Origin of the sequence: Amycolatopsis sp. SID8362 (assembly GCF_010550475.1) — a bacterium.
In the GTDB taxonomy this organism is placed as follows: domain Bacteria; phylum Actinomycetota; class Actinomycetes; order Mycobacteriales; family Pseudonocardiaceae; genus Amycolatopsis; species Amycolatopsis eburnea.
In genome coordinates, this window is sequence record NZ_JAAGNB010000979.1 from 1 (window position 1) to 3,640 (window position 3,640).

Annotated in this window: 4 protein-coding genes; 3 read left to right on the plus strand and 1 reads right to left on the minus strand. The window is 71.4% G+C overall.

Annotated elements, in window-relative coordinates:
- Together G3I65_RS30785 and G3I65_RS30790 are read left to right on the plus strand one after the other, a co-directional pair.
- Positions 1–1,821, plus strand: a 1,821-nt coding sequence (locus tag G3I65_RS30785; RefSeq protein ID WP_160699219.1) for a glycosyl hydrolase family 28-related protein, incomplete at its 5' end; no start/stop codon positions are given.
- Between the two features lie 23 nt (positions 1,822–1,844).
- A complete protein-coding gene (locus tag G3I65_RS30790; RefSeq protein WP_163046783.1) occupies positions 1,845–2,312 on the plus strand; it encodes a nitroreductase family deazaflavin-dependent oxidoreductase in 468 nt (155 codons plus the stop codon).
- Here G3I65_RS30790 and G3I65_RS30795 read toward each other — a convergent pair.
- A complete protein-coding gene (locus G3I65_RS30795) occupies positions 2,302–2,835 on the minus strand; it encodes a GNAT family N-acetyltransferase (RefSeq protein WP_160699221.1) in 534 nt (177 codons plus the stop codon). The two genes, G3I65_RS30790 and G3I65_RS30795, sit on opposite strands and share 11 nt — an antisense overlap.
- A gap of 85 nt (positions 2,836–2,920) precedes the next feature.
- Between G3I65_RS30795 and G3I65_RS30800 the strand changes: the two genes are divergently transcribed.
- On the plus strand, positions 2,921–3,640 hold a 720-nt coding region (locus G3I65_RS30800; protein WP_239071558.1), incomplete at its 3' end, for a YdeI family protein.

A 3,640-nucleotide genomic window follows, 5' to 3' on the forward strand; every position in this document is an offset into this window, starting at 1 on the left:
GACCCCGCGCTGGTCGCCGGGCGCGGCGCCGCCGTCGGTTTCCTGGAGCAGGAGGCGGAGAACGCGCGCACCGACGGTGTCGTGATCGGCCCCGACCGCACGGCGTACACGCTGCCTTCCGAGGCGTCCGGACGGCGGGCCGTCCGCCTGGCACCGGGGCAGTACGTCGAGTTCAAGCTGCCAGCCGCGGCCAACGCGATCACCGTCCGCTACAGCATCCCCGACGCCCCGCGCGGCGGCGGGATCACCGCGCCCCTCGACGTCACCGTGAACGGCGGCCACCGGCAGCGGATGACACTGACTTCGCGGTATTCCTGGCTGTACAACCAATACCCGTTCAGTAACGACCCGGACGCCGACCTGCTGCACCCGGACTGGTGGATCACCGAGTGCGGGTGCGTGCCCGCGGCGACCACGCCGGCGCCGTCGATCACGAAACCGTTCCGCCCCAGCCACTTCTACGACGAGCAGCGGCTCCTGCTCGGCCGGTCGTACCGGGCGGGGGACAAGGTGCGCCTGACCGCGTCGGCCGATGCCGAGTGGACGGTCGTCGACCTGCTCGACTCCGAGCAGGTGGCGCCGCCCCGCGTGGTTCCCTTCGCGGCCAACGCGGTGCTGTTCGGCGCGGACCCGACCGGCCGCCGCGACTCGGCCGATGCTCTCGACCGCGCCATCGCCTTCGCGCGGCGCGCGCACTTGAAGGTGTACCTGCCGCCTGGGACGTACCAGGTCAACCGGCACGTCATCGTCGACGACGTCACGATCGAAGGCGCCGGCAGCTGGTACACGACGCTCGAGGGCCACGGCGTCGGCGTCTACGGCGAAGAAGCCGCCGCCGGGGGCAGTCACGACGTCCACCTGTCGGGCTTCGCGATCGACGGCGACGTCCGGGAACGCGTCGACACCGACCAGGTCAACGCGATCGGCGGCGCGCTCAGTGACTCCACTGTGGACTCGTTGTACCTCCACCACACGAAAGTCGGCCTCTGGTTCGACGGGCCGATGCGGAACACGCGCGTCACGAACAACGTCATCGCCGACCAGATCGCCGACGGGCTGAACTTCCACACGGGAGTCACGGATTCGGTGGTGGCGGACAACTTCGTCCGCAACACCGGTGACGACGGGCTGGCGATGTGGTCGGAGCAGCGCCAGGACGCGCTGAACACGTTCGACCACAACACGATCCAGACGCCGGTGCTGGCCAACGGGATCGCGCTGTACGGCGGCGTCGACAACACGGTCTCGGGCAATCTCGTGGCGGACCCGATCCGCGAGGGCAGCGCCATCCAGGTGGGCTCGCGGTTCGGCGCCGAGGCGTTCGGCGGGGCGCTGCGGATCACGGACAACACGACCGTCCGCGCCGGCACGTTCGAGCTGAACTGGAAGATCGGGCTGGGCGCGCTCTGGTTCTACGCGCTGGAGAAGGACATCGCCGCCGACGTCGAGGTGACCGGCGACCACTTCCTGGACAACACCTACAACGCGATCATGCTGGTCAGCGACTTCCCGGTGAAGGACAAGTACCAGATCGCCGGGCTGAAGTTCGCGGACCTGCGCGTCGACGGCACCGGGACGTCGGTGCTCAGCGCCCGCTCGGCGGGGTCGGCGTCGTTCCGGAACGTCGACGCGCGCAACGTCGGCGCGGTGGGCGTCAACAACTGCGGGTCGTTCAACTTCCCGCCGACGGGGTCGGAGTTCTCGCTGACCGACCTGGGTGGCAACGACGGTGGCTGGCTGGCGCCGTGGCTGCTGCCGAACACGATCACCTGCGACGACCGCCCGCCGGTCGTGGCGCCGCCGGCACCGTCGCGGTGGTGACCTAAGGTTCGATCGTGGCTGGTTTGCGCGGGGTGTTCGCGGGGTTCGGCAAGAGCAAGGCGTTCGCCGCCGTGGGCCGGGCGCTCGTGCCGGCCGACCGGGTGCTGCTGCGGATCAGCGGCGGCCGGGTCGGCGTCGGCGCGGCGGTCGGGTTGCGGACGTTGCTGCTCACGACCACCGGCCGCCGCAGCGGCGAGCCGCGGCAGGTGCCGCTGCTGTACGTCGAGCGCGCCGGCGGCTACGTCGTGATCGGCTCGAACTGGGGCGGCGAGACCCACCCGGCGTGGTCGGCGAACCTCCTCGCGCACCCGGCGGCCACGGTCACCCGGCACGGGCGGACCGAGGAGGTCACCGGCCGCCTCCTGGCCGGCGACGAGCGCCAGGAGATGTGGGACGCCGTCGCGGCGTACTGGCCCGCGTACGACCGCTACGCCGTGCGGGCCGAGCACCGAGAAATCCGCGTCTTCCTGCTGGCGCCGGTCAGCCGATGAGGTCGGTGGGCCGGACCCGGTACACCTGCAGCCGCAGGTTGTAGTACTTGTCCGTCTCGCCGACCCACTGCATGCCGAGCCGCTTCGCGACGGCGATCGCGCGCGTGTTGTTCGGCCGCGCGACGGCGAACAGCTCGTCGGTGTCCTGGGTGAAGGCCCACTTGATGAGCGCGGTGGCGGCCTCCGACGCGTAGCCCTGGCCCCAGACCTCGGGGGAGAGCTGCCAGCTGAGTTCGAGGTCCTCTTCGAACGGCGGCAGCAGCCGGATGCCGAGCCCGCCGATGACCTTCCCGTCTTCCCGGCGTTCGACGGCCCACCGCCCGCGCGGCGGAACCAGGTTCGGCTGGGTCTCCTGCCAGGCGTTCAGCACGGCGCGCATGGCGCCGAGATCCCCGACGCGGTCCATGGCCGGGGTGAGCCAGTGCGTGACGTCCTCCGCGCCGTAGACGGCGAACGCGGCTTCGGCGTCGTCGACCGTCCAGTCCCGGATCACGAGCCGGTCGGTCTTCAGCGGGATCTCCATAACAGGACGCTACGCCGGGAAGGCCGGGATTGTTCCCGCGGCAAAGTGCTCAGAAGGTGAACAGTTTGGTGTCGATGATCGGGGCATGGAGCAAATCGAGGGCATCCCGGTGGTGGAGGTCACGTCGGTGGCCGCCTGGCGGAGCTGGCTGGCCGCGGCGCGGGTCCCGGCGGTGTGGCTGGTGATCCGACGCAAGCACAGCCTCGTGCCCGGCGTCCGGGTGCACGAGGCGATGGAGCAGGCACTGTGCTTCGGCTGGATCGACAGCAAGGCACTCCGGCGCGACGCGGAGAGCACGTACCTCTGCTTCACGCCGCGAAAACCGCGCAGCACGTGGAGCCGCGTCAACCGCGAGCGCGTGGAGCGGCTCACCGCGGCCGGCCTGATGACTCCGGCGGGTCAGGCGATGGTCGACTTGGCCAGGCGGACCGGGACCTGGGACGCGCTCGCGGAGGCCCAGGATGGGGTGGTGCCACCGGAGCTGCGCCGGGCGTTCGAGGGGGAGGACGTGGCGTGGCGCTGTTTCGCGGCGTTCCCGCCTTCGTCGCGGCGGTTGATCCTGGAGTGGATCGCGGGCGAAGCGGGCGGAGACGAAGGAACGGCGGGTGGCGGAGACGGTTGCGCTGGCAAGGGAGAACCGCCGGGCGGCGCACCCCGGAGTGGCTTAGCTTCGCACGCCCGCGGGTCGTTCTGGCGGGACCGGCCCGAGTCCGGCGCGGCCGGAACCGGCGGACCGCGGCGCGCGGCTCGGCTGGAATCGGCGGCGCGGCGGGACTGGCCGGAACCCGGCGCGGCCGGATCTCGG

What these genes read in the sequence shown, in the direction of transcription:
- G3I65_RS30795 (WP_160699221.1), bottom strand. Translation starts at nt 2,835, where the DNA reads ATGGAGATCCCGCTGAAGACCGACCGGCTCGTGATCCGGGACTGGACG.